The organism is Rathayibacter rhapontici, assembly GCF_001995175.1.
GTDB lineage: Bacteria > Actinomycetota > Actinomycetes > Actinomycetales > Microbacteriaceae > Rathayibacter.
Map to the genome: position 1 here is coordinate 35,070 of NZ_MUKN01000017.1, position 26,843 is coordinate 61,912.

A 26,843-nucleotide genomic window follows, 5' to 3' on the forward strand; every position below is an offset into this window, starting at 1 on the left:
TAGGAGGCTGTCTCGGTAGTAGGGTTCGGGTCTCTGGGTGCTCGGTGCGGTACGCTCCATAGCAGCCCTCCAATCGGTTCGATCGATTTGATGGGTCAGGCTCCGCGGATGTTCCACCATCCGTTGGAGCCGTTTCCATTCTACGATATAAGTGTGGGATAAGCGCGGGATTAGGCCTATCGATAACGGCTATCAATATCGATAAGCGGATGCGCGATAAGTCGCTCGCTCGAATGCGCATTTGAATGCGGTCTCCCAGCGCGAATGACTGCACACAATGGCCGGAACACTGTCGCGCCACACGTACCATCTGCCAGATTCGCTTTTGCCAACCCAATGCTTGCTACTAGGCATCAGATCATCCGTCTCTCTACCCGCAGCAGCACGTGGCATCGGTCCGTGTGCAGAGAGCCGTAGATGAGATCACCGGACGGGAGCTGCCAAAGAATGTCGCCCTCATCCCAATCGGGGAGATCGATTGTCATGCGGGGCTCCTTTCCATGAGTCCGTCGAACAGGGGTTGCAACGCCGTCTCCTGCCACCAGTCGGCCGGACGTGCAGCGAAGGCCTTGCAGTCGCAGTAACCGCACATGCCGGCACCGATACGTGACCGGGCCGGCTGCTTCTCGAGATCCCAGCCGTGACCGTGCGACACGTTCGCGTGACCACACGTGCACGGGGCGGCGTCCCGGGTGCAGCGGCAGGGACCGGACCAGGGGCAGGTGGGGTGGGTCATGGTCGGTCCCCGGCCACGAGTGCCACGAGGTCATCGACAGTCATCAGCACGAACTGCTCGCCGGCCATACGCGTCCCCTTCCGCTTGATGGCGACGACACCGCCGATTGCGTCATCGTTCGCCGCTTCGACAGCCGCCTCACCCACCCACGTCGCGGGGAGCATGCGGCCTCCGTAGTCCTTCGCCTCAATCACCCAGCGATTGCCGAGTACTCGTAACCCGCCGATGTCGCCTCGGTCGTTGGCGCCGTGCTTGACGCGCCGTTCGATGCGGTCGTCGATGTGGGCCGCGAGGTAGTTGGCGATGAGGAGCTCGAACGCTGTGCCGGCTGCCTTCGCGGACGAACGGTTGCGCGTCACTGCCCCGCCTCCTGTGCCTTCTTGCCGGCGACACTGATCGCGGACAGTACGGCGTCTCCTGCGTGGGCGCGTGTGGCTTCGTCTCGGAGTGTGATTAGGGCCTGCACGTTGCCTTCCGCGGCCTTGATCGCGGCGGGCCAGTCGCGGGCGGGACTGGACTTGGCCACCTCGAGCCGCTTGATGGAGTAGCTGGCGTGCTTGGTCTTCGAGACAGGCAGGCTGATCGCGAACGCCTTGTCGATGTGCGAGAGGGCGGACACTCTGATGCCGCCTACCTCTTCGCCAGCCCAGCGGACGGACGGGTCACGGAAGATGGTCATGGAGTGGCCGACCCAGTTGGCGGTCTCGAGGCCCCACGCCTTTGCCAGCAGGCGCAGGACGGTCTTGGAGGGCTTGAATGGGCGTCCGGGTCCGAAGATGTCCGTGATGATGTTGACGGGCTGCTCCGCGCTTCCCTGCGACACTTCGAGGATCGTCACGGTCTGCTCGGAGCCCACGAGGTCTACGGCGTTGAGCTGCGAGCTCTTCGCGATGAGTGCTGCTGATACGTCCATCAGAAAATGAGGTCCTCTACTTCGAGTCTGCGTTCGGTGGCGGGCAGTCCTTCGACTGCGCGGGTGTAGCGGTCGATGACGTCCGCGATGTTGGTCTCGAAGGCCTGCGCGGCGGCTTCGATGGCTGCGAACCATGCGGCGTCCGGGTAGACGCGCACGGTCCACAGCGGGAGGCCTGCGGAGAAAGATGCATAGTCGATCCACTTGCGTCCGGTGACCATGAGCCCGGTCATCAGTTGGGCCATGTTCTCGGCGGGTGGCTTGCCGGAGAGGATCGTCTTGATGTGCTCTTTCGGCTTCCTCGACTTGATCTCCAGTAGCCCGTCCGAGCCGATCAGCCCATCAGGCGAGTACCCGAGTCGGTAGTCCTTCCCGGTACGGAGGATGAACCCGACCTCATCGACGGCCCCGTAACTCTCGGCATAAACGGCTCGAGCAATGGGCTCCTCCTCAGTGCCCCTCTGCATGTCGAACGAGGGGTAGACGTACTCGACTTCACCCGTAATGCGTTCGGCCGCGAGAGTGTGCGTGAGGCCCCGTGACGTGTCGTTGTCGGCGACCTTGAGCGTGGGCGTGACGAGCTTCCACATGTTGGATGCAGTGAGGAGCCCGCATCTCGTGGCCAACCATTCCGGGGTGCCCTGCTCGAGGGTCTCGAAGATCTGGACGTTCACGCGATCACCCATTTCGCGAACCAGTCGTGATTGCCGCGCCCTTCGTCGATGGCGTCCACGGTGATCCATGCGCGTCCGTTGCGGCAGGTTCCGTGTTGGCCCGCGTGGAGTGCGAGGTGTGCGGGTGGGCAGCAGGAAGGGGTGGGGGTGAGGATGCGGACGGTCATGCGCGTCCCGCCAGGTGCTGATGGCGCGTCTCCCAAGCGGCAACCGTCGCTCGCCCTAAGCCCTTGTTGGGGGCAGTGATCTTCTCGCCGCAAATGACACACTCTCGGAAGATCACCGCCCGTCGGAGCTGTTCGTTCTCGTCACTGTCGGGCATGTGCTCGTTCCAATCTGATCCAGTAAGCGCACCCCGTAATGAAGAACGCGAGGTAGTGGCTCCCGTTGATGGGGATGCCGGTGAAAGACGAGACGGCCACCCAGAAGAGGGAAGCCGTCAGGAGGATTGCGGGTGCGTGTCTCATTGCGTGTCTTCGCTTTCGAGGATCACGTTGTGTCCGCGGTCGATGTCGTGCCCGATCGCGTGCACATACTCGGTGGTCGTGTAGGTGCAGTGGGTGCAGACGAAATAGTCGGTCACTTTCCCCACCCGTTCACGAAATGCAGCGCCTCATCGAAGCTACGGAAGAAAAACGTCACTTGGCCTGAATGCACAGTCCACGGACGTTGTGGGTAGAAGTCATCCGACGTCGCGGGTTCGCGTGTCTTGCGGATGACCACAGCAGCGCTCATCGGTCGGCCACCATCACGAGATGCCCGGTCTTGTCTTCATGCTCGTTACCGATCTCCGCGACAACAGTCACGAATGGGCAGGTGTCGCACTCATACCAGGTCACGTCCACATCTCCGCAGCTATCACCCAGCACGCGACCCCGATACCGGCGATCACGAACGCTGAACCGAACACGCCCACGAGGAGACCGGCGATGATCGTGCGGTCGGATAGGTCGCGGGTCACCAGAGCACCTTGATTACGAGGTGCTGGTGGGCAACAACTTGCTCGAAGTCGTCAGTGCCGAAGTCGCATTCCGTGCACTCATAGTCGTAGCGATACTCGCTCATGACACGACCTCCCACACGACGGCGGGTCTGCCGTATCCGGTGGGCGCTCTCCTACCCGTGTCACGAATCAGACCCGCCTTGTGCAGCTCCGACATGCGCTTAGCGATGGAGTCGCGCTTAGCGTGCGGCCAGTAACGGTCTGCCGCGAAGTAGGAGTTGGTGACGTGATAGGCGGTCATCGGCTCCATGGCCAGCAACTCGAGGATCGCCCGCTTCATCGCTGCGACTTGCTTGCCGTCAAGTCGTGCTGCCGCTTCATGCGACGTGTCCGGGTCGTGAGTGTGCGCGAGGGCGGTCATCGGGTCACCCCCTCAGCAATCCGCTCCCAGAGCTGGCCGGGAAGGTTTCCGTAGACGGTCTTCGAGTCCGTAATGCCACGCGCGTGCATTGGAATGGATGCAAACTCTTCTCCGTCGGCGGGTACGCCGCGGAAATAGCGGATGTGTCGTGATTCTTGGTAGATGATGGGTGCGGTCATGCTGCTTTCTCCTCTTCGGGTCGCAGGTCAGCGGTCAACGCCGGGTCAGGGATCAGGCCGAGAATCACGGCGATATCCGTCATCCCGCCTCTCGACAAATGCGCCGTCAACGACGACGCATCCACATCACGCACACCCTCCAACGGCTTCCACACATACGACGAACGAGCACGCGCCTCATCCGCCTCCTTCAACTGACGCCGAATATCCGCGATCGTGTGAGCCGAACAACCCATCCGCTCCGCGATCTCCTTCGTCGTCTTACCCTCCGCCAACAGAACACGCACAGCCACACGACTGACCATCGGACGAGCCATCACTTACTCCTTCGAGAAACGGGTACAAGAAAAGGGGACCGGGTGGTCTTCGCCAGAACTCGGATTGAGTGGGAAACCGGCCCCCATATGCCAGTCAGGTGACTGGCTAGCGCGACGCCGGGATTTGAACCCGGAAAAGGCCTGAACCCTCGCCGCTTAGTGGTGCTACTTGCGTGGCCACTCGGAGTAAAGGCGGTCGAGCTCGCGGTTGCTCCTGCCCCTTCGCCTGTGAGCACGCATCTGCTTCTCGGTCAAGGAAAGCGCGTCGTATTCTTCGCGGCGCGCCTCAGCTTCGGCGCGTTTGAGGTCCGATGTTTTCATGGCATTAGCTCCCTTCGGCTATTTGTAACTGCGGTTGCTTATCCAGCGCTCCTCGTAATCGCTGTACCCCTCCCGCGGGTCAAATGTGTACCCGCCCGACGGAGACGCGTTTGCCCAGGGATCGGCGACCCTGACGCCATCGGCGTTTCGCCAAGGCGCGGGGTCTTTGATGAGAGCTTCCTTCTCGTCCATGTTCATTCCTTTCGTCTGCGCAGTGCCCAAGGCCCGACTCGAACGGGCTGCCCACCTAAAGGGGCAAGGGCTACAAGTCAGTGGGACCTACCACGCTTGCGATGCAAACCGGTTCGTGGTCAAGGGGGCTTCCCGCTACCTGCCCTAAAGCACCTAACAGTCGGACTGTTATGTGCTTTAGGTCCTACCCGCCACCCCCAGTGCATCGGGGGCGTTCTCGTAGGTCACGAACCGTATGGAATTGTGTTGACTGCCCTATTTCGGGCGCGCTGAAGACCGCCGTGCGATGGGCGGGCTACAGCGAGAAGGTGGGGCGCTAGAGAACTAGGCGCCGTGGTAGTGGTAGGTGCGCTTTCCACCAGCCGCGAGGATGCGGCAAGCGACGCACGGGGCGTCGGCGGGTCGAGCGGCTGCTGCCGCCGTGACCTTGGCGAGGAACGCTTCTAGCACCGCATCCGTCCGAGCTGCTGTCTCCGGAGAGACGACACCCTGAACGACGACGGGCCGGCGAGCCTCCGCCGCTCGCCTCGAGTTCTCGGAGCGGGTGACGACCTCCATGTGATCGACGTTCACGCACCGCTTGACGCGGCACAGGTGGTCGATCGTGAGGCCTTCGGGGAGCTCGCGGCCGGACTGGACCCAGACGTGGCGGTGGACCAGGGTGGTCTTCCCGTTCACGCCGAGGATGCCGTAGCCCTTGTTGTTGCGGGCGCCTTCCCAGATCAGGCAGTCACCCTCCTGGTTCACGCGCTTGGCAATGCGGTCTTCCATGTGCTCACCTCCCGACTCGTTTCCGTCCGAGGGACCGCGCGGACTGCTTCCACGGGTCCCTCGGACGAGTGACGTACTCCCGGACCGCGGACGGCCAGAAGCGGTGTTCATTGCCTTCGCGGAAGGACGGGAACAGCGGATCTTTCCCGTGTTCCCGTGCCTTCCACACTGAGATGCCGAGCATCTGAGAGAGGCCGACCGCATCGATCGCGCGCTCCCCCTCGTAGGGCGTCACGCCGCGTCTCTCAGGTGAGCTGCGATCACGCCCGTCACTTTCGCCACGTACGCGTTGGTGGGGAGGAACTTGCCGTTCTCCACCTTCGACAGATACGCGGACGACGTGTCGGCCGCCTTCGCAACAGCGCTGAGAGACATGCCGGCTAGCTGGCGGAGAGTTCTGATGGACTCCCCCGGGCTACCTCGTTGTCCTGGCATGTCAAGGAATGTACGCGGTCTTTGACACGGCCGCAAGGGGGAGTGTCGAAGAAACGGCGTAGGTGTTGCGCTCCATGTCAAACTCCGTGTAGCTTCATCGACGTGGTTACAGGGATCGGAGGGCAGACGGATGGCAAGAAATCTGTTTGACAACCTCACAGAGGCAGAGCGCGACCAGTGGGCCGCCCAAGTCAAGGAGCTGCGTCATAAGGCGGGGCTCACGCAGGCCGAGTTGGCGGCGGAGGCGAAGACCTCTCGAGCGACGATCAACAACCTCGAGAAGGGCGTGACGCCCCAGTCGGCGACGCTCAAGCGCGTACTCGAGGCCCTCGGCATCGACATGGAGAGCGTGGAGTTCCAGCAGCAGACGCAGCGCTGGCTCACGACCATGGGCACCCTGATCGAGGCGATCCCCGAGAAGCGACGTTCGCACCACGTGGATTTGGCCATCGGCACCCTCGCCGCCGGCATCAAGGAGACCAACGTGACACCCTTTCCGACAAATGTCGGTGGCACCCCTGACTATGAGGCCGACGAGTACCAAGCCGTCGCTTCCGACATGGAAGGGGGGCCCGAGGAGGATGAGTAACGCATGGCGAACTACGACCCGGAGGAGCACCTCTTCCGCCTCGGCGTCCCCGTCCTCTCGTACCCGCTTCGCTCGGCGAATGGGCTGTACGTGGACGACATCCGAACCGTACTTGTACGTCCCCGGCTCAAGAAGATCCACCTTCGTTGCGTCCTCGCACACGAAGCGGCGCACGCCGAGGCCCGTCACCGGGATGTCGGACTGCTACTCCCCCGCCTTGAGCTCTACGCCGATCGCACGGCTGCAAGAAGATTGATCGATCCTGACCGCCTCGACGACTTGCGCCGCTGGCGCAACGACCCGGGCGAGTGGTGCATCGAGCTCGGTGTTACCCCACATCTACTCAGCGTCTACCTCGACGCGATCCCTGTAGGCACGCCTACATCCTGACCCCAAATGTCAAAGAAGCGACTAAGGTCTTTGACATGCCCGTTCGTACGACTCCCGCGGATTTCCGGGGTAGTGCGGCCTTGACCGACACGAGAGTGTCTGGTTCGAGCCCCGTTACTCACCCCAGGAGGGCCCGGAGTCGTCGCGACTCCGGGCCTTTTCCCATATCGGAGGCGACGATGCTCGAACTGGACGAGGCCGAGTTCGAACGGCTCGTGGTCGCCGAGCTCGACGAGCTCCCCGACGACATGGTCGACGGGCTCGACAACGTGGTGTTCGTGGTCGAGGACCGCCCCGAGGACGGCTCGCTGGATCTGCTCGGGGTGTACGACGGCGTGGCGCTCACCGAGCGCGAGCGCTACGGCTTCGGCGAGATGCCCGACCGCATCGTCCTGTTCCGCGAGCCCCACCTCGCCGCCTGCGAGACGCTCGACGAGCTGCGCGACGAGATCCACGTGACCCTCGTGCACGAGATCGCCCACTTCTACGGGATCGACGACGATCGGCTGCACGAGCTCGGCTGGGCCTGAGCCGCGATCAGCAGCCCGTGTCGAGAACGACGTCGGCGCCGTCTCGGGGCTGCTCGCGCAGCCGGTAGCGCCGGAACTGCTCGTCCCACTCGTCCCAGTGCGACTCGAAGAGCTCGCCGTCCCTGGCGAGTGCGCGGCGGCGCCTCTCGATGTCACCCGTCTCGATCCAGATCGTGAGGTCGGCCACCGCCCGGTTCGCGGCGGTGGCGGCACCGCAGCCCTCCACGACGAGCAGCGAACGGCGCACCACGACGCGCCCCGCCGACGTCCCGCTCGCCCAGTTCCAGGGCCGCCAGCTGCCCGTCCCGTGGAGCGCGTGCGGGCGCACGAGGTCGCGGGAGACCTCGCCGGCAGCGCGATCCAGGCCCGACCAGCCCGGGTACAGGTCGTCCATCCGCACGAGGGCGGCCTCGGGTGCGGAGGCGGTCGCGCGGATGCGGGCGAGCAGGTCGACCGCGAAGGTCGACTTGCCCGATCCGCTCGGACCGTCGACGAGCACGGTCCGAGCGCGTCGCTCGACGATCCGGCGGGCCAGCGCGCGGGCGACCCGGGGGGTCAGCAGCGTCTCACCCACGCAGCACGAAGCTCCACGTGTTGGCGAGGACGGCCGCAGTGACCGCGATGCCCGCGATCGCGGCTCCGCCGAGCACGAGCAGGGCGTCGCCTCCGCCGAAGCGGGACGTCCTCGCCCAGGTCCGCGGCGTCTCCGCTCCGAAGCCCTTCGCCTCCATCGCGGTCGCGAGCCGGCTCCCCCGCCGGATCGCGAGCACCAGGAGCGAGAACGTGCGACCCGCGAGGCTGCGGAGAGCCTGGACCGGACCGCGGCCGTCGGCGACTCCGCGGGCGCGTCTCGCCATCGACAGCGTCCGCCAGTCCTCGACGAGCAGGCCCACGAGCCGCATGCCGGCGAGGCCGCCCAGCACGAACCGCGACGGCAGGCGCAGGATCTGCGCGAGTCCGTCGGCGAGGTCCGTCGGGTCGGTCGTCGCGATCAGCACGACGCTCGGGAGCCCGATGGCCAGCACGCGGAGGGTGATCGCACCACCCAGCGCGACGGAGCCGTCGGTGACGCTGACGAAGAGGAACTCGGCGAGCACCGCCCCGCTGTCGCGTCCGTAGAGCACGGTCGTCATCCCTGCCAGGGGCGCCGCGATCAGCACGGGGGCCGTGCGGCGGAGCAGGTCGCCGAGGCGCAGCCCAGCGAACGGCAGCACGAGAAGCTCCAGGGCGAGCGCCGTCGCCGCCGAGACCGCGTCGAGGGTGAGGACCAGGACGATCGCGATCAGGAGGCTCGCGAGGAGCTTCGCCACGGGGTTCGCCCGGGCGATCCTCCCGCGGGCGGGCAGGGCGTCGAGGAGGGTCACCGGCGCACCTCCTGCGGAGCGCCGAGCGGCAGGACCGCATCGGCGAGCGCGTCGACGAGGTGCTCGTCGTGCGTGACGGTGAGGATCGCGCGGCCGTCCGCGCGCAGCTCGGCCAGCAGGTCGACGACCACGTCCCAGGTGCGACGGTCCTGGCCGAAGGTCGGCTCGTCGAGCACCACGACCCGCGGCCGGCGAACCAGAGCGGAGGCGACGGCGAGCCGCCGCTTCTCCCCGCCGGACAACGTGAACGGATTGGCGTCGGCGAGGGCGGACAGCCCGAGCCGCTCGAGCATCGCGTCGGCGCGGGAGCGCTCCGCCTCGTCGCGGGCGCCGAGGTGCAGCTCCTGCCGCACGCGCGCCGTCAGGAACTGGTGCTCCGGTTCCTGGAAGACCATCGCGATGCGGTCCGCGAGCTCCCTCGAGCGCCAGCGGTGCGGATGCGGCGACGCGCCGGCCCGGACCTCGCCCGAGGCGACGACCTCGCCCGCCGCCGGTTCGAGGAGCCCTGCGAGCGTCAGCGCGAGGGTCGACTTGCCCGCTCCGTTGGGCCCGAGGACGGCGGTGACCCGGCCCTGCCCGATCTCGACGTTCAGTCCCTTGGCGACGCGGGGCGGACGGCGGACCCCGAAGAGCGGTCGCGCGATGGACAGATCCACGGTGCGCAGCGCCGGAGGAGCTGCACCGTCCGGGCCCGGGCGGCGCGCGGGGCGCTCCCCGGGCAGCCACACTCCGGCGGCCTCCAGGACCGCGCGGGCCTCCACGAGTACGGCCGACGGCGCGCCGTCGGCGATCACCTCGCCGTCCGAGCCGAGCACGACGATCCGATCGACGAGATCGACCCAGACGTCGACCCGGTGCTCGACGACGACGAGGGTCGCCCCGGTGCGCGCCGTGCTGCGCTGGACCGCATCGCGCACCTCGCGGACCCCCTCGGGGTCGAGATTCGCGGTCGGCTCGTCCAGCAGCAGGAGTCGGGGTCGCATCGCCAGGACACCGGCGAGGGCGAGCCTCTGCTTCTGGCCGCCCGAGAGCGCCGAGGTGGAGCGGTCCAGCGCGACGTCCAGCCCGACGTCGTCGAGCGCCTGCCGCACCCGCTCCGGGATCGCGCTCGCCGGGACACCGAGGTTCTCGCAGGCGAAGCCCACGTCGTCACCCACGCGGGCGAGCACCGCCTGCGTATCCGGGTCCTGGAGCACGAGGCCCGCGACTCCGCGTCGACGGATCGGCGCCTCCCCGTCCAGGGTCAGCTCACCGGTCGACGCGCCGTCCTCCTCGCCGCCGAGGACGCCGGCGAGAGCGTGCAGCAGGGTGCTCTTCCCCGCTCCGGAGGGTCCGAGCAGGAGGACCCGCTCACCGGCACCGATCTCGAGATCGAGACCGGTCACGGCGGAGCGGGAGCGCCCGGCGTGCCGCCAGCTCCATCCGCGGGCCGAGACCGCCGCGCCGCTCATCGGGCGCCCGCGGGCGCTCCGTCGATCACCCGGCCCTCGCGTCCCGAGGCGAACCGGTCGAGCGCACCGGAGGCGGCCAGCGCCCGGACCGCGAGCCACGGGAGGAGTCCCGCGAGAACGACGCCGGACACGATCGAGGACACGACGTAGACGGTGGCGAAGAGCCCGTCGACCCCGACGTACCAGAGGAGGAGGTCGTTGATCGCGAGCGCGAGCCCGGCCCCCGCGCCGGCCAGGAGCGCGACGATCGGCCGGCCGCTCCGGTAGAGGAACAGGGCGAGGATCAGCTCGGCGCCCAGACCCTGCACGAGTCCGGAGAGCAGGACCAGATAGCCCCACTGCGTGCCGATGAGCGCGGAGACGACCGCGGCGAGCAGCTCGGTGTAGAGCGCCGCACCGGGCTTGCGGATGATGAGACCGCCCAGGACGCCGGCGAAGAGCCAGCCGCCGCCGAGGATCCCGCCGAGCCCGGGGAGGAACTCGAACGCGACGCCGAGGACGTTCGTCGCCAGGCCCCAGGCCCAGAAGACGATGCCGCTCGCGACGGCGACGACGCTCGCCACGACGATGTCGACGACACGCCAGCGGAGGTCGCGGCGCGGCGCGGTGCGGGCGGAGGGGGTGATGGTGTTCTGCACTGACGTGCCCTTTCGTGGATGCGAATGGAGGGCACGGGTATTAAGAGGAGATCGAAACGTTCCTTCGCTGGCATGACCCAGATCAGGTTCGACGGTCGAAGGCTGCGTGCCTTCCTCTCAGTCCGGTGCACCGGACTCCCGTGTTCGTCAGCAATCATAGACAGCATGCTGTGGTCGGTGGTCGTCGTTCTCGCCGTTCTGCTGCTCCTGCTGCTGCAGGTGCTCGTCCATCAGCGCCGACGGCGCCTCCGCCGGGAGCTGCTGGCACGGGGCAGACGAGTCCCCGGGCGCGTGCTCGCGGACGACGCGGACTCCCGGGCCGGGCGTCTGCTGGTCGCCTACCGCCTCGAGAACGGCGAGGAGCGGCGCGCACTGAAGACGCCGCAGCGCCGGGGCGACGCGTGGATGGCGGGCGAACCCGTCGTCGTCGTGTACGACCCGCGACGCCCGGCCGACGCGGAGCGACTCGTCGTCGGATTCGGCCGCACGAAGACGACCTGGTTCACGGCGCGCCCGGTCCGGACGCGCTGACCGCCCCTACTTCTTCAGAGCGCGCACGATGCGCGCGAGCGCCTTGCCGGTCACCCACACGAACGGGATGCCGACGGCCAGGACCGACACGATGTTCGGCTGGAAGCGCAGGCCCAGGTCGTCCTTGATGTAGGCGCCGATCGGCACGACCGCGCCGCCGCCGCCGCCACCGCCGCCCTCCTGACCCTCCTCGGATCCGCTGCCTCCGCCGAAGCCGAACCAGCGGAGAGCGACCGGGACCATCGTGGCGCCGTCGACGCTCACGGGCTCCCCGTAGATCGTCGCGGTACCCGCGGAAGTGACTTTGTCGGCCAGGGACACGGCGATGTTGGGCATGTCCGAACGCTACTCCGCGGCTCTCGGCGCCGACAACCGCCGCGCGGGCGCGCACAGCACTCCCCCATCCCGGTCGGCGGAGCCGATGCGATGATCGAGGATGCCTTCCCGCCCCCGCCGACGCCGTCCGGTCCGCTCGACCGTGGTCGCTCTGGCGAGCGCGGGACTCGCGGCGTTCCTCGCCTTCCACCGCGCGCTTCCGGAGGCGGCGGGCTGGCTCTCGGTCGTCGAGACCGCGATCCCGTGGTCCGGGCTCGCGGTGCTCCTGCTCGTCGCGGCGGCCGTGGCGCTGCGCTCGCGGGGCGCCGGAGCAGCCGCGACGGTGCTCGCGATGGTCTACGGGGTCCTCGTCCTGCCCGTCGCCGTGCCGGCACCGGCGGTGCGCTCCGGCTCGTTCACGGTCGTCAGCCAGAACATCGGGGGCAGCGGCGAGGCGGGCGCCGTCGCGGCGGAGCTCGCCGCTCGCGAGCCCGACGTGATCGCGCTGCAGGAGCTGACCGACGACGCCCGCGACGCGGTCGACGACGAGCTGTCGGAGGCCTATCCGCACTCCTACGTCGTCGGAACGGTGGGGCTCTGGAGCCGCGAGGTGCTCTCGAACGGCGAGCCGCTGGACCTGGGGCTCGGCTGGGACCGCGCGCTCGCGGTCGACATCGGCACGACGGTGGGGACGACCCGGCTCCTCGTCGTGCACCTGGCCTCGTTCCGTCTCGGCGACCACGAGGAGCGCGATGCGACACTCGCCGGTCTGGCCGATGCCCTCGCGGCGGACGAGTCCCCGAGGACTCTCGTCGTGGGCGACTTCAACACGGCGACCGACGACCACCTGCTCGCCCCGGTGCTCGAGCAGGCCGGGCTCGTGCGGACCTCCCGCATCGGGTTCCCCGCGACGTGGCCGTCGCTCCTCCCCCTCGTCGGCCTCGACCACGCCCTCACGGACGGCGTGCCGGCAGCGACGGTGGAGGTCCTGCCGCCGAACGGATCGGACCACCGCCCCGTCAGTCTGACGATCGGCTCCGCGTAGCGAGCGTGTCGCTGATGTCGATGCCCTTCGCCGACTCCGGCGCAGAGCGGGCCAGCAGCGAGGCGGGTCGCACCGCCCCCGAGCCGAAGCGAGCCGCGACTCCGTCGACCGCCAGCTCGGCGTCGCGCCAGTCGTCGGAGTCGTTCCAGAGCGAGAAGGCGACCTCGTCGCCGTCGACGAGCTGCTCGCCGCGCACGCCGATTAGGCGCACCGGACGGCGCAGCGGATTCGCCGCCTCCAGCAGAGCCGACGACGCCTCGTAGAGCACCCGCGCGACGTCCGTCGCCTCGGGCAGCGTCCGGGAGCGGGTGAGGGTGCTGAAGTCGCCGAAGCGCACCTTGACCGCCACCGTGCGGCAGCGCACTCCGCCGCGACGCAGGCGCACCGCCACCTTGTCGCAGAGCCGCAGCAGCTCGCGGCGCACCAGCTCGGGATCGGCGACGTCGTCGGCGAACGTGATCTCGTGGCCGGCGCTCTTCTCGACCACGCGGGTGTCGACGGGACGCGGGTCCACTCCGTTCGACAGTGCGTGCAGCCGGCGGCCCGTCGCCTCGCCGAGGGAGGAGATCAGGACGGTCAAGGGAGTCGCGGCGACGTCCGCGACGGTGGTCAGCCCGCGGCGCAGCAGTGCCTCCTCCGTGCTCGCTCCGACGCCCCAGAGTGCGCTCACGGGCAGCGGATCGAGGAACTCGCGCACGCCGTCGGACGGCACGACGAGCAGGCCGTCGGGTTTGGAGCGGCCGGAGGCGAGCTTGGCGACGAACTTCGTGCTGGCGATGCCGACGGAGCAGGTGAGGCCGAGCTCGGAGTGGACGCGCTCGCGGATCGCGGTGCCGATGGCGAAGGGCGTGCCCGAGAGGCGGCGCGCGCCGGCCACGTCGAGGAACGCCTCGTCGATGCTCAGCCGCTCGACGAGCGGGGTGAAGGAGTCGAAGATCGCCATGACCCGGCGGGACGCCTCGCGGTAGCGGTCCATGTGCGGCTCCAGCACGACGGCCTGCGGGCAGCGGCGGAGTGCGACGGCCATGGGCATCGCCGAGTTGACCCCGTAGCGCCGCGCCTCGTAGGTCGCCGCGGTCACGACGGAGCGGGAGCCGATGTGCCCGACGATCACCGGGCGGCCGCGCAGGTCGGGCCGCTCGAGCAGCTCGACCGAGGCGAAGAACGCGTCCATGTCGATGTGCAGGATGCTGGCGCCCGGATCGTCGACGGGGTCGAGCGTGACCTGCCGACCGCTTCCGTCCTGTTTGCTCACGTGCCGTCCTGCTCGCCCTCTGCCGATGCCGTCTCCGCCATGCTCGCACGCACCACCGACACGGTGCTCGGCGGCGAGCGGGGACGAGGCGCTCGCCCGCCGCGGGAATGGCCCGGCCCCGAACCGGGTTGTCCCGAGCACCGACGACGACGCTCCGGAGAAGACATGACGCACGAGCCCGCCTCCCCCACCGCCACCGAGATGAGCCGCTGGCTCGAGCTGCAGCAGCGCGCGCACACCGCCTTCGAGAGCCGGCTGTCCGCCGTCGTGGACTGGTCGGCCCCCACCCCCGACACCGAGTGGGACACCCGCGCGCTGGTGCTGCACGTCGTCCGCGAGCAGCAGCGCGCGCACACCCTGCTGTCCGGCGGCGACGAGTCCCCGATCCGCCTCGAGCCGGTCGGCAGCGAGTGGAGCCGCGTGACGGCCGACACGCGCAGAGCGGCCTCCGCAGCCCGACCCGAGACCGTCCTCCGGCTCGGCCGCGACTCCGTCACGGCGCTCGAGCTGGTCAGGGAGCAGGTGTCGGACGCACCATCCACGCCTGGGACCTCGCCCGCGCCACCGGGACCGACGAGACGCTGGACGAGGAGCTCGTGGCGGCCGTCTGGGAGCTGTTCGCGCCGCAGGAGGAGACGCTGCGCGCGAGCGGGCTGTTCGCCGCTCCCGTCCCCGTCGGCGACGACGCGCCGCTGCAGACGCGCCTGCTCGCCGTGACCGGGCGGGACGACCGCCTGGCAGCCTGAACGCCGCTCCCATCCGCCGAGTGCAGGATGGGGCGACCGCCGCCGCGGCGGAGGAAGCACCGGGGCTCGAGCCCCGCCGAGGAGAGGAACACGCATGACACGAGTCGCCGTCATCGGAGCCCACGGCAAGGTGGGCCAGCAGATCCTGCACCTGCTGTACGACGCCGGGCACGAGTCCGTCGGAGTGATCAGGAACCCCGAGCACGCCGAGGACATCGTCCGCCTGGGTGGCGAGCCGCTCGTCCACGACCTCGAGAGCTCGAGCGCCGAGGCGTTCGCGGCGCTGCTCGAGGGCGTCGACGCCCTCGTCTTCACGGCCGGCGCCGGCCCCGACTCGGGGATCGAGCGCAAGCGGACCGTCGACCTGGGCGCCTCCGTGCTCAGCCAGGAGGCTGCGGTCGCCGCCGGCATCCGCCGTTTCGTGCAGATCAGCGCGATCGGCGTGGACGAGCCGCTGGCCGAGGACACCGAGGAGGTCTGGCGCGCCTACGTCGAGGCCAAGCGCGACGCCGACACCGCACTGAGGTCCACCGACCTCGACTGGACCATCCTGCGCCCGGGCGTCTCACGACCGACGAGGGCACCGGCCGCGTCGCTCTCGGCGAGAAGGTCGAGCGCGGCAGCATCCCGCGCGAGGACGTCGCGGCCGTGGTCGTCGCGGTGCTCGAGCAGCCCTCGTCCATCGGACGGACGTGGGAGCTCGTCTCGGGCGACGTACCCGTCGAGGACGCGGTCGCCCGCGCCTGACGCCGTCGGCCGGCGCCCGCCCGAGGGGCGGCGCCGGCCCGTGCGCCTAGAGTGGTGCGGGTGAGCAGCCCCGCGCCCCGTCCCTGGATCCGCAGCTACGCACCCGGAGTGCCGACGGAGCTGGAGCCCCCCGAGGGCTCGCTCCTGGACATCGTGACGGAGTCGGCGGCCCAGTACCCCCAGAAGGTCGCGCTCGAGTTCTTCGGCCGTTCGACCAGCTACGCGCAGCTCGCCGACGACGTGGAGCGCGTCGCCGAAGGGCTCCGCCGGCTCGGCGTCCGCGAGGGCGACCCGGTCGCCCTGATCCTCCCCAACTGCCCGCAGCACGTGGTCGCCTTCTACGCGGTGCTGCGCCTGGGAGCGGTGGTCGTCGAGCACAATCCGCTCTACACGCCGCGGGAGCTGCGGCACCAGTTCGAGGACCACGGCGCGCGCGTCGCGATCTCGTGGAACCGCGTCGTCCCTCTCGTGCAGGACCTGCCGGCCGATCTCGGGGTCGAGACCGTCGTGGCCGTCGACCTCACCAGGGCGATGCCCGCGCCGATGCGCGCGGCCCTCCGTCTGCCGATCCGCAAGGCGCGCGAATCCCGGGCGGCCCTCACCGGACCCGTGCGCGGCGCGGTCGAGTGGGACTCGCTGCTGCGTCGCAGGATCGATCCCGCCCACCCCCGTCCGACCGCCGACGACCTCGCGGTGATCCAGTACACGAGCGGGACCACCGGCACGCCCAAGGGCGCGGAGCTCACGCACCGCAATCTGACGGCCAACGCCGCGCAGTCCCGCGCCTGGGTGCCGACGGTGCGTCGCGGCGACTGCGTGGTCTACGCGGTGCTGCCGATGTTCCACGCCTACGGCCTCACTCTCTGCCTCACCTTCGCGATGAGCATGGGAGCACGGCTGGTGCTGTTCCCGAAGTTCGATCCCGACCTCGTGCTGAAGGTCGTGCGCAAGCACCCCGCGACGTTCCTGCCGGCCGTGCCCCCGATCGCCGAGCGGCTCGCCGCGCGGGCCCGCGAGAAGGGCGTGTCACTGCAGGGGATCGAGATCGCCATCTCGGGGGCGATGCCGCTGGACCCCGCGCTCGTGGCCCGCTTCGAGAAGGAGACGGCTGGGACCCTCGTCGAGGGCTACGGCCTGTCCGAGACCTCGCCGGTCCTGATGGCGAACCCCGTCGGACCCGCCCGGCGTGCGGGGACCGTCGGCCTCCCGCTGCCCGGCACCGACGTGCGCATCGTCGATCCGGAGGACCCGTCCGTCGACGTCGCTCCCGGCGAGCAGGGCGAGCTCGTGGTCCGGGGCCCGCAGGTGTTCCGCGGCTACCACCGGAAGCCGCAGGAGACGGCGGACTCGTTCACGGCGGACGGCTGGTTCCGCACCGGCGACATCGCCACGATGGACGAGGACGGCTTCATCAGCCTCGTCGACCGCATCAAGGAGCTCATCATCACCGGCGGCTTCAACGTCGCTCCGTCCGAGGTCGAGGAGGTCCTGCGCCGGCTCCCCTCGGTCCGGGACGCCGCGGTGGTCGGCCTCCCCGACGCCCGCACCGGCGAGCTGGTCGCGGCCGCCGTCGTCCTCGAGCCCGGTGCCGACTTCGACGAGTCGGAGGCGCGCGCGCTGGTCCGCGAGGCGCTCACGCCCTACAAGGTGCCGCGGAGGATCGTCGTGATCGACGAGCTGCCGACCAACATGATCGGCAAGGTGCTGCGCCGCGAGGTGAAGGCGATGCTGCTCGACGAGAGCTGAGCCGAGCACCTCGGACAGCACCGAGCCCCCGGTCCCGCTTCCGCGGGCCGGGGGCTCGGTCGTGGGGTCACATGTCGAAGCCGCCGCCGAAGTCGCCGCCGCCGAAGTCGCCCCCGCCGAAGTCACCGCCTCCGCCGTAGTCTCCTCCGCCGTAGTCGCCTCCCGCGTCGCCTCCCGCGTCGCCACCGGCGTCGCCGCCGTCCGCGCCCGCCTCGCCGTCGCTGCCCTCGCCGCCGGCGTACTCGCCGCCGGCGTCCGGGAGGAACGCACCGGCGATCGCCGAGCCGATCGCGAATCCGGCGATCGTGCCGAGCATGGACGACGCCAGGACGCCGCCGAAGCCCATCCCGCCCGCGCCTCCGCCGGCGAACCGGCGCTCCATGAAGCCGGGCTGGCGCAGCTCGCTGCGGGTCGCGGACTGGGCGAGCGCCTGGGGGTCGTCGCTCCGCGGGGCGTCGCCCACGGGCGCGCCCTCGCTCAGCTCGCGGAAGACCTGCTTGCGCTGCTCCGGGGTCAGCTGCTCGAAGGCCTCGCGGTGCACCTGCTCGAGCGCCTCGGGCGGCGCCGTGCGCAGGAGGTAGCGGTAGCGCTCGATCGCGATCTCGTCCTCGCTGCGGGCGGAGCGCCCGGGCGGAGTGCCGTAGGCGGGCTGCTGCCCGTCCGTGCGTCCCGAGTCGCGTCGCGCGTTCTCGGCGGGCTCTTCGCGTCCCAGCAGTCGGTCCAGGAATCCCATGATCTCCTCCTCGGCGCCGCGGGCGGGCGGTCGCTCAGGATCACGCTACGACTCTCGCACCCGCGACTCCTGAGCGTGCGCTCAGAGTGCGCTCCACAGGGGAGCGCGGAGTCACTTCTGCTTCGGGATGACGATCCACATGATGAGGTAGGCGATGATCTGCGGGCCCGGGAGGAGGCACGAGAGCACGAAGAGCAGCCGGACGAGGAAGGGGCTCCAGCCGAAGCGGTGGGCGAGCGCGGCGCAGACGCCGGCGATGATCGTGCCCCGACGGGGGCGAGTGAGAGTGGCCATGCCTCCACTCTGTCGCAGCGCTGCTGAGAGCGGCATCCGGGGAACCCCCGAGAGTGAGGGCGCAGGACCCGGAGACCCGCGCGCGACTCAGACCGAGCGCACGGCAGCGGCGCTCGAGGCGAAGGCGGCGGCGCGATCGGCGGCGGCCCGGGGCCAGACGACGCGGAAGCGCTCGAACACGATCTCGTCGAGCGACGACTCGGGGTTCTCGCGGGCGAAGTAGCGCCGGTGCCCGGACAGCCACGACTCGCGGGTGCGATCCCCCTCCCCCTCGGCCCAGGCGAAGGCGTCGTCGACCGAGTCGAGCGGACCGACCCGCACCTCGTCGCTGCGCAGGACGAGCCGGGGTGCGCCGCTTCCGTCGCAGACGATCCAGTGATCGCCGGCCGCGGGAACCGGGTCGACGCCGACCGAGGACGCGGTCGCGGTCTTCACTCCGCGCCCGACCAGCGCGAGCAGCTCGTCGGCCAGCTCGACGGAGTCGCCGAAGGACTCGACCGGCGGCAGCGGATGCGGACCGGAGCCCGGGTACTCGGACCAGAGCCGTCGCGCGGCGTCGAGGTCGGGCTCCGGCAGGGGCGTGCGCTGCGGCGCATCGGGCAGAACCGCGAGGATGTTCGCTCCGGCCAGGGCCGCCGGATCCTCGGGGTGGTTGTCCGGGGTCTCCACCGAGTCGAACGGCCAGCGGGTCAGGAGCCAGCGGCGCGCGAACGCGTCGAACTCCTCCTCGGTGCGCGATCCCCGCAGCTCCGGGAGGACCCACCAGGACGCGGTCGCCGTGCGCGACTCACCGGGCACGACGCTCAGAGCGCCCAGCACGGTGACCCAGGAGTCGTCGACGAGGAGGAACGCGTGCGCCCGCCCGGCGCGTGAGCCCCTCTCCACGATCCGCAGGGCTCCCGCGTCGTCGGGCGGATCGGACCCCTCGGGGAGGAGCGCCTCGAGCCAGGCGCGGCGTTCGCCGATCGCCGCTCCGAGGAGGTCGGCATCACTCGACACCAGGGGCCGCAGGAACGCTCCGATGGGGAGGTCGAGCCGCGGGGGGACGGAGTCGTCGGGCTGCTCGCTCACCGTCTCCTCCGCTCCCCGCGCACCGGCTCAGCCGGCCGCGCGCTCCAGCACGAGCTCGCGGACGCGGGCCGCGTCGGCCTGGCCCTTCATCGCCTTCATGACCGCGCCGATGACGGCTCCGGCCGCCTGCACCTTGCCGTCGCGGATCTTCGCGAGGACGTCGGGCTGCGAGGCGAGCGCGGTGTCGATCGCCTCGATGAGCGCACCGTCGTCCGAGACGACGGCGAGCCCGCGGGCGTCGACCACTTCCTGCGGCGAGCCCTCGCCGGCCACGACGCCCTGCAGCACCTCGCGGGCGAGCCGGTCGGTCAGCGTGCCGCTCTCGACGAGACCGGCCAGCTCGGCGACCTGCGTCGGCGTGACCAGGGCGGCCGGGTCCTGCCCTGCCGCGTTCGCGAGCCGGGCGACCTCACCGGTCCACCACTTGCGGGCGGCCTGGGGCGTCGCTCCGGCCGCGACCGTGTCGATGATCTCGACCAGCAGGCCGCTGTTGGCGACGTCCTGGAACTCGAGGTCGGTGAAGCCCCAGTCGGCCTTCAGGCGCCGACGGCGGGCGGCGGGCTTCTCGGGGAGCGCGGCGCGCAGCTCCTCGATCAGCTCGGGTGCGGGAACGACCGGGAGCAGGTCGGGCTCGGGGAAGTAGCGGTAGTCGTCGGCGTCGCTCTTGGGGCGGCCGGCGGAGGTGCGGCCGGTGTCCTCGTGCCAGTGGCGCGTCTCCTGCGTGATCGTGCCGCCCGCGGCGAGGATCGCCGCCTGGCGCTGGATCTCGTAGCGCACGGCGCGCTCGACCGAGCGGAGCGAGTTGACGTTCTTGGTCTCGGTACGGGTGCCGAGCTTCTCCTGGCCCCAGGGGCGGAGGGAGACGTTCGCGTCGCAGCGGAGGTTGCCGCGCTCCATCTTCGCGTCGGAGATGCCGAGGGCGAGGACGATGTCGCGGATGGTCGCCACGTACGCCTTGGCGAACTCCGGCGCGTTCCGACCCGCTCCGAAGATCGGCTTCGTGACGATCTCGACGAGCGGCACACCCGCGCGGTTGTAGTCGACGAGCGAGTACTCGGCGCCCTGGATGCGGCCGGTGGAGCCGCCGACGTGAGTGAGCTTGCCCGCATCCTCCTCCATGTGCGCGCGCTCGATGGGGATGTCGACGAGCGTGCCGTCGGCCAGCTCGACCTCGACCGAGCCCTCGAACGCGATCGGCTCGTCGAACTGCGAGATCTGGTAGTTCTTCGCGAGGTCCGGGTAGAAGTAGTTCTTCCGGGCGAAGCGGCTCGACGGCGCGATCGAGCAGCCGAGGGCGAGCCCCAGGCTGATCGAGTAGCGCACGGCCTGCTCGTTGACGACCGGGAGCGAGCCCGGGAGCCCGAGGTCGACCGGGGTGACGTTCGTGTTCGGCTCGGAGCCGAACTCGTTCGGCGCGTCCGAGAACATCTTGGTCTTCGTGTTGAGCTCGATGTGCACCTCGAAGCCGAGGACCGGCTCGAAGCGCTCGAAGACCTCGTCGTAGTCCATGAGCTCGGGGACGGACGTGTGCGCGGAAGCCATCAGACGGCACCTTCCTCGGAGGCGAACTGCTCGGCGGGAGCGAGATCGGGGGCCTTCGCGAGGAGCGGGTGACCCCAGTGCTCCTCGAGCAGGGCCTCGAGCGCTCCGCCGACGGTGTAGAGGCGGACGTCCTCGCGGGCCGGAGCGAGGAACTGGATGCCGACCGGCAGCCCGTCCTCATCGGCCAGCCCCGCGGGGACGGAGATGCCGGGGATGCCGGCGAGGTTCGCCGGGATCGTCGCGATGTCGCCGCGGTACATCGCCAGCGGGTCGTCGAGCTTCTCGCCGAGCCGGTAGGCGGTGGTCGGCGCGGTCGGCGAGGCGATGACGTCGACCGAGGCGAAGGCGCGGTCGAAGTCGCGCTGCACGAGAGTGCGCACCTTCTGCGCGCTGCCGTAGTAGGCGTCGTAGTACCCGGCCGACAGGGCGTAGGTGCCCAGGATGATGCGGCGCTTCACCTCCGGGCCGAAGCCCTGCTCGCGCGTGGCCGCCATGACCTGCTCGACCGTGCCGCCGCCCTTCGGGGTGACCCGGAGGCCGAAGCGGACGGAGTCGAACTTCGCGAGGTTGCTGGAGGCCTCGGCCGGGAGGATCAGGTAGTAGGCCGCGACCGCGTGCTCGATGCTCGGGGCGCTCACCTCGACGATCTCGGCTCCGGCCTTCTCGAGCACCGCCAGCGCCTCGTGGAAGCGCGCGAGGACGCCGGGCTGGAAGCCCTCGCCGCCGTCGAGCTCCTTGAGCACGCCGATGCGCATCCCCTTCACCTCGGCGCGGCGGACCGCGTCGGCGAAGGAGGGCCACGTGTCGCGGAGGGAGGTGGAGTCGCGCGGGTCGTGCCCGGCGATGACGTCGTGCAGGAGGGCGGAGTCGAGGACGGTGCGGGAGACCGGGCCGATCTGGTCGAGGCTCGAGGCGAGTGCGATCGCTCCGTAGCGCGAGACGCCGCCGTAGGTCGGCTTGACGCCGACGGTGCCCGTGACGTGGGCGGGCTGGCGGATCGAGCCGCCGGTGTCGGAGCCGAGGGCGAGCGGGGCCTCGTAGCTCGCGACCGCCGCGGCCGAGCCGCCGCCCGAGCCGCCGGGGATGCGGTCGAGGTCCCACGGGTTGTGGGTCGGGCCGTACGCGGAGCGCTCGGTCGTCGAGCCCATCGCGAACTCGTCCATGTTGGTCTTGCCGATCGGCACGAGGCCGGCGGCGCGGACCTTCGTCATGACCGTCGCGTCGTACGGCGGACGCCAGCCCTCGAGGATCCTCGACCCGCTCGTGGTCGGCATGTCGTTCGTGACGATGACGTCCTTGACGGCCAGCGGGATGCCCGCCAGCGGGTGCAGGGACTCGCCGGCCGCGCGGCGGCGGTCGATGTCGGCCGCGGTGCCGACGGCGGCCTCCTCGGCGACGTGCAGGAACGCGTGCACGGCGGAGTCGACCGACGCGATGCGGTCGAGGTGCGCACGGGTCGCCTCCGTCGACGAGATCGATCCGTCGACGAGCTTCTCGGAGAGCGCGGAGGCGCTCAGGCGGATGATCTCCGCTCCGTGGGCGCTCACTGCTCCTCCCCCAGGATCGCGGACACCTGGAAGCGGCTGCCGTCGTGCTCGGGGGCACCCGACAGGGCCTGCTCGCGGGTGAGGGTCTCGCCGACGACGTCCGGGCGGAAGACGTTCTCGAGCGGGATGGGGTGGCTGGTCGCGGGCACGTCGGGGGTGGCGACGGCCTGGACGGCGGCCACGGAGTCGACGATCTGGCCGAGCTCCCGGGTCATGTTCTGGATCTCCTCCGGGGTGAGGTCGATCCTGGCCAGCTGGGCCAGATGGGCGACCGTCTCGGCCGTGATCTCGGACATACGTCTCCATCGGTGGTTCGTGAGGATGCGGCGTCCAGTGTACCGAGCGGCTCCGGGCCGGGCCGCCAGCCGCGGTGCGGCCGAGCGCGGGCTCGCGCGGTCAGGACTCGTCGGACGACTCCGCGGCGTCGGGCTCGGCCTCGACGGGGTCGGAGGACCCGGCGTCCTCCTCGGGCGGGCGATCGCCGCGGGCCCCTCGGTGACCAGCAGGTGGAACTGCGCGGCGTCGATGATGCGGACGCCCAGCTGCTCCGCCTTCCCGAGCTTGCTGCCCGCACCGGGACCCGCTGCGACGTAGTCGGTCTTCTTCGAGACGCTGGAGCCCGCCTTGCCGCCGGCCTGCATGATCGCCTCCAGCGCGCCCTCGCGCGAGTACCCCTCGAGGGACCCCGTCGCGACGACGGTGAGCCCGGCGAGCACCCCTCCCGCCGCTTCGGCGGCGCCCGGACCGGGGTGTCCCGGCGTCGAGAAGCGCACTCCCGCGGCCGCCCAGCGATCGACGATCTCGCGGTGCCAGTCGACCTCGAACCAGTCGAGCAGGGCGTCGGCGATGATGCCGCCCACTCCGTCGACGGCCGCGAGCTCGTCGCGACTCGCCGCGCGGATCGCGTCGAGCGAGCCGAAGTAGCCCCCGAGAGCGCGGGCCGCGACGGGCCCGACGTGCCGGATGCTCAGCGAGACGAGCAGCCGCCAGAGCTCCTTGGTCTTCGCCTTGTCGATGTTCTCGATCAGCCGGGTGGCGTTGGTGGACGGGACGGACGACTCGTCCCCCGCGAACACGTCCGCGTCGGGAGCGAACGGGCCGTCCTTCGCGATCTGGCGCTTGCGCTGGAAGGGCCGGACGACCTTGGGCCGCCCCGCGGCGTCGAGCTTCTCGAGACCGGTCTCGGAGTCGCGGACGACGACCTCGATCGGGAACAGGTCGGCGAGGGTGAGCTCGAAGAGCCCGGCCTCGGTGCGCAGCGGCGGCTCCGCGGGGACGAGCGGCTGGGTCAGCGCGGCGGCGCTCACCTCGCCGAGCGCCTCGATGTCGAGGGCTCCCCGGCCGCCGATGTGCTCGACGCGCCCGCGCACCTGCGCCGGGCACGACTCGGCGTTCGGGCAGCGCAGATCGACGTCGCCCTCCTTGGACGGGGCGAGGGTCGTGCCGCACTCGGGGCACGACGTCGGCATCACGAACTCGCGCTCGCTGCCGTCGCGCAGCTCGACGACCGGCCCGAGCACCTCGGGGATCACGTCGCCGGCCTTCCGCAGGACCACGGTGTCGCCGATCAGCACGCCCTTGACCTTCACCACGTCGGCGTTGTGCAGGGTGGCCTGGCGGACCTCGGATCCGGCGACCTTCACCTTCCGCATCACGGCGAAGGGAGTGGCCCGCCCGGTGCGCCCGACGCTCACGACGATGTCGAGGAGCTTCGTGTGGACCTCCTCGGGCGGGTACTTGTAGGCGATGGCCCAGCGCGGCGCGCGGCTGGTCGCACCGAGCTCGTCGTGGAGGGCGAGCTCGTCGACCTTGACGACGACTCCGTCGATCTCGTGCTCGACCGAGTGGCGCTCGCGCCCGTACTGCTCGACGAAGGCGACGACCTCGTCGACGGAGGCGGAGACCCGGTTGTGCGCGCTGACCGGCAGCCCCCACGAGTCCAGCAGGCCGTACACGTCCGACTGGGAGGACACCGGCGGATCCTGCCACGCTCCGATGCCGTGCACGTAGAGCGCGAGCGACTGCACGCGCGCCTCACCGGCGCGCAGGTCGAGCCCGGACTTCTTGTCGAGCTGCTGGCGGAGCCCTCCACTCGCCGCGTTGCGGGGGTTGGCGAAGGTCGGGAAGCGGCGCAGCGCGCTGTCGCGGGCCCGCTCCTCCTCGAAGGGCTTGCGGGTGGCCTCGGGTCGCGCCGCCCAGCGGGCGCGCGATTCCGCGACGGCCTCCTCGCGAAGCCGTTCCTGGAGTGCGTTGAGCTCGGCGAAGGCCTTCACCGGGATGAACACCTCGCCGCGCACCTCGACCAGGGCGGGGTGGCCCTCCCCGGAGAGCTGCTCGGGGATGCCGGCCAGGCGCACGGCGTTGACCGTGACGTCCTCCCCCGTCCGGCCGTCGCCGCGGGTGGCGGCGGTGACGAGACGGCCGTTCTCGTAATGGAGGGAGATCGCGAGACCGTCGATCTTGAGCTCGGTCAGCCAGGCGACCTCGCGGCCGGCCGAGGCGACGGTCTTCTCGCACCACTCGCGCAGCTCGTCGGCCGAGAACACGTTGTCGAGCGACAGCATCCGCTCGGCGTGGTCGATCGGATCGAGGCCGGCCGCGACCACGCCTCCCACGGTGCGGGTCGGCGAGTCCTCGGCGGCGAGCTCGGGGTGCTCGGCCTCGAGGGCGGCGAGCTCGCGGACCAGCGAGTCGTACTCGGCGTCCGAGAGGACGGAGGCGTCGGCCGCGTAGTAGTTCTCGCTCGCGGAGCGGATCCGCTCGCGCAGCTCGTCGACCCGGGCGGCGACGGCCTCGTCGGCGGCCATCAACGGGCACCCGCGAGGTCGGCGGCTACGAGGTCGGCGGCTCCGAGATCGGCGGCCACGGTGCGGTCGATCGTGCACTGGCCGAGGACGCGCGTGCCGAGGTAGACGACCGCGGTCTGCCCGGGGGCGACGCCGTCGAGCGGGGAGTCGGGGGTGATCACGAGCTCGACACTGCCATCGACCTCCGACACCACGGCCGAGGCCGGAACGGGATCGGCGTGCGCGCGGATCTGCACGTCGCAGCGGAAGGGCGTCGCCGCGTCCTCCGGAGGCGCTCCCGCCCAGGTGAACCGGGAACCGGCGATCCGCCCGATCCGCAGCGCCTCGCGCGGCCCGACCACGACCTCGTTGGACTTCGGCCGCACCTCGAGCACGAAGCGGGGGCGGCCGTCGGGCGCCGGCACTCCGAGGTGCAGGCCTCGGCGCTGACCGACCGTGTAGCCGTGGGCGCCCTCGTGCGCACCGACGACCGCGCCGTCGCGGTCGACGATCGAGCCCGGCTCCGGAGCGACCCGCTCGGACAGCCAGCCGCGGGTGTCCCCGTCGGGGATGAAGCAGATGTCGTAGCTGTCGGGCTTGTTCGCGACGCTCAGTCCGCGCTCGGCGGCCTCGGCGCGCACCACGGCCTTCGACGGCGTGGTCCCGAGCGGGAACATCGAGTGCGCGAGCTGCTCGGCGGTCAGGACTCCCAGCACGTAGGACTGGTCCTTCGCCTCGTCGCTCGCCCGGTGCAGCTCGCGCCCGCCGTCGGGCAGCGTGACGAGGGAGGCGTAGTGGCCCGTGCAGACCGCGTCGAATCCGAGGTCGAGCGCCTTCTCGAGCAGTGCGGCGAACTTGATCCGCTCGTTGCAGCGCATGCAGGGGTTCGGGGTGCGGCCCGAGGAGTACTCGGCCACGAAGTCGTCGACGACGTCGAGCTTGAAGCGCTCCGAGAAGTCCCACACGTAGTAGGGGATGCCGAGGACGTTGGCCGCGCGCTGCGCGTCCATCGAGTCCTCGATCGTGCAGCAGCCGCGGCTGCCCGTCCGGAGCGTGCCCGGCATCCGGCTGAGCGCGAGGTGCACGCCGACCACGTCGTGCCCCGCGTCCACCGCCCGGGCCGCGGCCACCGCCGAGTCCACTCCACCACTCATCGCCGCGAGAACCTTCACCGTCCGAGTCTACGAGCGCTCGTGCGGACGGCGCAGTCCCCGCTCAGGCCGTCGGCAGGACGGACCGGTTCGAGAGGCCGGCGCGGGCCGCGCGGGCGTAGGCCCCGGGCAGCGCCGCGAGCACCGCGTCCACGTCGGCCTCGGTCGTCGTGCGGCCGAGGGTCAGGCGCAGCACTCCGCGCGCCTCGTCCTCGCTCCGCCCCAGCGCCATCACCACGTGCGAGGGCTCGGGGATGCCCGCCGTGCACGCCGACCCGGTGGAGACCGAGATGCCCGCCATGTCGAGCAGCAGCAGGAGGGAGTCGCCCTGCGCGCCGGGGAAGGCGAAGTGAGCGTTGTTCGCGACGCGGCGGCCGGAGTCGACGGCGGGGCCGGTCAGCGTCGCTCCGGGGACCGCCTCGAGCACGCCGGCGACGAGCCGGTCGCGCAGGGCGGCGAGGCGGACGGAC

At 70.4% G+C, this 26,843-nt stretch carries 33 protein-coding genes and 1 riboswitch; of the genes, 8 read left to right on the forward strand and 25 right to left on the reverse strand.

All coding sequences use genetic code 11. The features are described 5' to 3' along the window. Positions 1 to 353 precede the first annotated feature (353 nt). The 11 genes from B0T42_RS21945 to B0T42_RS07410 all read right to left on the reverse strand — a co-directional run bounded on the left by B0T42_RS21945 (position 354) and on the right by B0T42_RS07410 (position 5,902). Positions 354 to 485 (reverse strand): hypothetical protein, encoded by a 132-nt coding sequence (locus B0T42_RS21945; RefSeq protein ID WP_269087510.1) that lies wholly within the window; start codon positions 483 to 485, stop codon positions 354 to 356. A gap of 247 nt (positions 486 to 732) precedes the next feature. Next, positions 733 to 1,095, reverse strand: coding sequence for a hypothetical protein (locus tag B0T42_RS07380; RefSeq protein ID WP_077222593.1), 363 nt, complete (start codon positions 1,093 to 1,095; stop codon positions 733 to 735). Further along, positions 1,092 to 1,649, reverse strand: a complete 558-nt coding sequence (locus B0T42_RS07385) for a hypothetical protein (RefSeq protein WP_077222594.1) — start codon at positions 1,647 to 1,649, stop codon at positions 1,092 to 1,094. The genes B0T42_RS07380 and B0T42_RS07385 overlap by 4 nt, the downstream gene beginning before the upstream one ends. Beyond that, positions 1,649 to 2,323: a YqaJ viral recombinase family protein gene (locus B0T42_RS07390; protein ID WP_201788506.1), complete on the reverse strand. Its 675-nt coding sequence runs from the start codon at positions 2,321 to 2,323 to the stop codon at positions 1,649 to 1,651. The genes B0T42_RS07385 and B0T42_RS07390 overlap by 1 nt, the downstream gene beginning before the upstream one ends. Positions 2,324 to 3,158: 835 nt before the next feature. Continuing rightward, positions 3,159 to 3,284, reverse strand: coding sequence for a hypothetical protein (locus B0T42_RS21950; RefSeq protein ID WP_269087511.1), 126 nt, complete (start codon positions 3,282 to 3,284; stop codon positions 3,159 to 3,161). 100 nt (positions 3,285 to 3,384) lie between these two features. Further along, entirely contained in the window at positions 3,385 to 3,687 is a 303-nt protein-coding gene (locus B0T42_RS07395; protein ID WP_139344445.1) for a hypothetical protein, read from the reverse strand. Further along, complete coding sequence (locus B0T42_RS19455) at positions 3,684 to 3,866, reverse strand: hypothetical protein (RefSeq protein ID WP_139344446.1); 183 nt, start codon at positions 3,864 to 3,866, stop codon at positions 3,684 to 3,686. Before B0T42_RS19455 ends, B0T42_RS07395 begins: the two co-directional genes overlap by 4 nt. Further along, positions 3,863 to 4,183 carry a helix-turn-helix domain-containing protein gene (locus B0T42_RS07400; RefSeq protein WP_077222597.1) on the reverse strand — a complete coding sequence of 107 codons (321 nt, stop codon included), beginning with the start codon at positions 4,181 to 4,183 and terminating at the stop codon, positions 3,863 to 3,865. The genes B0T42_RS19455 and B0T42_RS07400 overlap by 4 nt, the downstream gene beginning before the upstream one ends. A 339-nt stretch (positions 4,184 to 4,522) precedes the next feature. Further along, entirely contained in the window at positions 4,523 to 4,696 is a 174-nt protein-coding gene (locus B0T42_RS19955) for a hypothetical protein (RefSeq protein WP_158078066.1), read from the reverse strand. Between the two features lie 324 nt (positions 4,697 to 5,020). Beyond that, the gene (locus B0T42_RS07405) at positions 5,021 to 5,467 is read right to left on the reverse strand and encodes an HNH endonuclease signature motif containing protein (protein ID WP_094742703.1); all 447 of its coding nucleotides are present in this window, start codon (positions 5,465 to 5,467) and stop codon (positions 5,021 to 5,023) included. A gap of 231 nt (positions 5,468 to 5,698) precedes the next feature. Continuing rightward, the gene (locus tag B0T42_RS07410) at positions 5,699 to 5,902 is read right to left on the reverse strand and encodes a helix-turn-helix domain-containing protein (RefSeq protein ID WP_077222599.1); all 204 of its coding nucleotides are present in this window, start codon (positions 5,900 to 5,902) and stop codon (positions 5,699 to 5,701) included. Positions 5,903 to 6,032: 130 nt separating this feature from the next. Between B0T42_RS07410 and B0T42_RS07415 the strand changes: the two genes are divergently transcribed. From B0T42_RS07415 to B0T42_RS07425, 3 genes are all read left to right on the forward strand, one after another. Next, the gene (locus B0T42_RS07415; RefSeq protein WP_077222600.1) at positions 6,033 to 6,491 is read left to right on the forward strand and encodes a helix-turn-helix domain-containing protein; all 459 of its coding nucleotides are present in this window, start codon (positions 6,033 to 6,035) and stop codon (positions 6,489 to 6,491) included. A 3-nt stretch (positions 6,492 to 6,494) separates the two neighbouring features. Next, on the forward strand, positions 6,495 to 6,881 hold the full coding sequence (locus tag B0T42_RS07420) for a hypothetical protein (RefSeq protein WP_077222601.1): 387 nt from the start codon (positions 6,495 to 6,497) through the stop codon (positions 6,879 to 6,881). 179 nt (positions 6,882 to 7,060) lie between these two features. Next, complete coding sequence (locus tag B0T42_RS07425) at positions 7,061 to 7,411, forward strand: metallopeptidase family protein (RefSeq protein WP_077222602.1); 351 nt, start codon at positions 7,061 to 7,063, stop codon at positions 7,409 to 7,411. 7 nt (positions 7,412 to 7,418) lie between these two features. Here the strand turns inward: B0T42_RS07425 and B0T42_RS19130 are convergent, their stop codons facing one another. From B0T42_RS19130 to B0T42_RS07450, 4 genes are read right to left on the reverse strand one after another with little or no spacing between them, the layout of a single operon-like run. Next, the gene (locus tag B0T42_RS19130) at positions 7,419 to 7,985 is read right to left on the reverse strand and encodes a nucleoside/nucleotide kinase family protein (RefSeq protein ID WP_094742704.1); all 567 of its coding nucleotides are present in this window, start codon (positions 7,983 to 7,985) and stop codon (positions 7,419 to 7,421) included. Then, a complete protein-coding gene (locus B0T42_RS07440; protein ID WP_077222605.1) occupies positions 7,978 to 8,775 on the reverse strand; it encodes an energy-coupling factor transporter transmembrane component T family protein in 798 nt (265 codons plus the stop codon). The genes B0T42_RS19130 and B0T42_RS07440 overlap by 8 nt, the downstream gene beginning before the upstream one ends. Beyond that, positions 8,772 to 10,226: an ABC transporter ATP-binding protein gene (locus B0T42_RS07445; protein WP_077222606.1), complete on the reverse strand. Its 1,455-nt coding sequence runs from the start codon at positions 10,224 to 10,226 to the stop codon at positions 8,772 to 8,774. Before B0T42_RS07445 ends, B0T42_RS07440 begins: the two co-directional genes overlap by 4 nt. After that, positions 10,223 to 10,864: an ECF transporter S component gene (locus tag B0T42_RS07450; protein ID WP_077222607.1), complete on the reverse strand. Its 642-nt coding sequence runs from the start codon at positions 10,862 to 10,864 to the stop codon at positions 10,223 to 10,225. The genes B0T42_RS07445 and B0T42_RS07450 overlap by 4 nt, the downstream gene beginning before the upstream one ends. 42 nt (positions 10,865 to 10,906) lie before the next feature. Beyond that, positions 10,907 to 11,015: riboswitch (TPP riboswitch) on the reverse strand. A 14-nt stretch (positions 11,016 to 11,029) separates the two neighbouring features. Here B0T42_RS07450 and B0T42_RS07455 point away from each other — a divergent pair. Then, a complete protein-coding gene (locus tag B0T42_RS07455) occupies positions 11,030 to 11,395 on the forward strand; it encodes a DUF3592 domain-containing protein (protein WP_077222608.1) in 366 nt (121 codons plus the stop codon). A 6-nt stretch (positions 11,396 to 11,401) separates the two neighbouring features. On the opposite strand, the gene B0T42_RS07460 is transcribed toward B0T42_RS07455, so the two are convergent. After that, positions 11,402 to 11,731 carry a hypothetical protein gene (locus B0T42_RS07460; RefSeq protein ID WP_077222609.1) on the reverse strand — a complete coding sequence of 110 codons (330 nt, stop codon included), beginning with the start codon at positions 11,729 to 11,731 and terminating at the stop codon, positions 11,402 to 11,404. 100 nt (positions 11,732 to 11,831) lie between these two features. On the opposite strand from B0T42_RS07460, the gene B0T42_RS07465 reads away from it, so the two are divergent. After that, entirely contained in the window at positions 11,832 to 12,755 is a 924-nt protein-coding gene (locus tag B0T42_RS07465; protein WP_077222610.1) for an endonuclease/exonuclease/phosphatase family protein, read from the forward strand. Here the strand turns inward: B0T42_RS07465 and dinB are convergent. Next, positions 12,730 to 14,010 (reverse strand): DNA polymerase IV, encoded by a 1,281-nt coding sequence (gene dinB, locus B0T42_RS07470; protein WP_077222611.1) that lies wholly within the window; start codon positions 14,008 to 14,010, stop codon positions 12,730 to 12,732. The two genes, B0T42_RS07465 and dinB, sit on opposite strands and share 26 nt — an antisense overlap. Positions 14,011 to 14,175: 165 nt before the next feature. Here dinB and B0T42_RS07475 point away from each other — a divergent pair, with 165 nt between their 5' ends. From B0T42_RS07475 to B0T42_RS07485, 3 genes are all read left to right on the forward strand, one after another. Continuing rightward, positions 14,176 to 14,727: a maleylpyruvate isomerase N-terminal domain-containing protein gene (locus B0T42_RS07475; protein WP_158078068.1), complete on the forward strand. Its 552-nt coding sequence runs from the start codon at positions 14,176 to 14,178 to the stop codon at positions 14,725 to 14,727. A gap of 123 nt (positions 14,728 to 14,850) precedes the next feature. After that, positions 14,851 to 15,567: an NAD(P)H-binding protein gene (locus B0T42_RS07480; RefSeq protein WP_236720172.1), complete on the forward strand. Its 717-nt coding sequence runs from the start codon at positions 14,851 to 14,853 to the stop codon at positions 15,565 to 15,567. Continuing rightward, complete coding sequence (locus tag B0T42_RS07485) at positions 15,558 to 17,249, forward strand: long-chain-fatty-acid--CoA ligase (protein WP_446737361.1); 1,692 nt, start codon at positions 15,558 to 15,560, stop codon at positions 17,247 to 17,249. Before B0T42_RS07480 ends, B0T42_RS07485 begins: the two co-directional genes overlap by 10 nt. Before the next feature lie 67 nt (positions 17,250 to 17,316). On the opposite strand, the gene B0T42_RS07490 is transcribed toward B0T42_RS07485, so the two are convergent. From B0T42_RS07490 to B0T42_RS07525, 8 genes are all read right to left on the reverse strand, one after another. Beyond that, a complete protein-coding gene (locus tag B0T42_RS07490; RefSeq protein ID WP_077222612.1) occupies positions 17,317 to 17,982 on the reverse strand; it encodes a hypothetical protein in 666 nt (221 codons plus the stop codon). Positions 17,983 to 18,093: 111 nt separating this feature from the next. Next, positions 18,094 to 18,276, reverse strand: coding sequence for a PspC domain-containing protein (locus B0T42_RS07495; protein ID WP_077222613.1), 183 nt, complete (start codon positions 18,274 to 18,276; stop codon positions 18,094 to 18,096). A gap of 87 nt (positions 18,277 to 18,363) precedes the next feature. Further along, entirely contained in the window at positions 18,364 to 19,347 is a 984-nt protein-coding gene (locus B0T42_RS21165) for an ASCH domain-containing protein (RefSeq protein WP_236720173.1), read from the reverse strand. 27 nt (positions 19,348 to 19,374) lie between these two features. Next, positions 19,375 to 20,889: an Asp-tRNA(Asn)/Glu-tRNA(Gln) amidotransferase subunit GatB gene (gene gatB / locus B0T42_RS07505; protein ID WP_077222614.1), complete on the reverse strand. Its 1,515-nt coding sequence runs from the start codon at positions 20,887 to 20,889 to the stop codon at positions 19,375 to 19,377. Continuing rightward, positions 20,889 to 22,436 carry an Asp-tRNA(Asn)/Glu-tRNA(Gln) amidotransferase subunit GatA gene (gatA, locus tag B0T42_RS07510; RefSeq protein WP_077222615.1) on the reverse strand — a complete coding sequence of 516 codons (1,548 nt, stop codon included), beginning with the start codon at positions 22,434 to 22,436 and terminating at the stop codon, positions 20,889 to 20,891. Before gatA ends, gatB begins: the two co-directional genes overlap by 1 nt. Beyond that, on the reverse strand, positions 22,433 to 25,243 hold the full coding sequence (gene ligA / locus B0T42_RS07515; protein WP_077222616.1) for an NAD-dependent DNA ligase LigA: 2,811 nt from the start codon (positions 25,241 to 25,243) through the stop codon (positions 22,433 to 22,435). The genes gatA and ligA overlap by 4 nt, the downstream gene beginning before the upstream one ends. Beyond that, complete coding sequence (gene mnmA / locus B0T42_RS07520; RefSeq protein ID WP_236720174.1) at positions 25,243 to 26,394, reverse strand: tRNA 2-thiouridine(34) synthase MnmA; 1,152 nt, start codon at positions 26,392 to 26,394, stop codon at positions 25,243 to 25,245. The genes ligA and mnmA overlap by 1 nt, the downstream gene beginning before the upstream one ends. Positions 26,395 to 26,437: 43 nt before the next feature. Then, on the reverse strand, positions 26,438 to 26,843 hold a 406-nt coding region (locus B0T42_RS07525; protein WP_139344448.1), incomplete at its 5' end, for an aminotransferase class V-fold PLP-dependent enzyme.